Here is a 207-nt window from a genome sequence, read left to right as displayed (position 1 = left end):
GGCCTGCTGTAAAAGCACCGCTGGCGATTGCCACTAAGGAGAAGGTATGGCGAGCTTAATTGAGATTCGTGATGCACTGGCGCTACAAGGGCGCATGGATGCCACGCAAATTAGCCAACAGCTCGCCACGCCGTTGCCATTGGTGAATGCAATGCTGAGCCGCCTTGAAGCGATGGGCAAAGCAATGCGTATCACCGAAGACCCGAG

1 protein-coding gene is annotated in these 207 nt (G+C 55.6%); it reads left to right on the top strand.

Annotated elements, in window-relative coordinates; translation table 11 throughout:
• Window positions 1-46: 46 nt before the first annotated feature.
• Window positions 47-207, top strand: a 161-nt coding sequence (locus M975_RS22105) for a FeoC-like transcriptional regulator (protein ID WP_064562026.1), incomplete at its 3' end; no start/stop codon positions are given.

The sequence above is a fragment of the Buttiauxella brennerae ATCC 51605 genome (assembly GCF_001654925.1).
In the GTDB taxonomy this organism is placed as follows: Bacteria; Pseudomonadota; Gammaproteobacteria; order Enterobacterales; family Enterobacteriaceae; genus Buttiauxella; species Buttiauxella brennerae.
The sequence above is the reverse complement of the archived record's forward strand: the minus strand, read 5'-3'. Positions and strand labels throughout refer to the sequence as shown.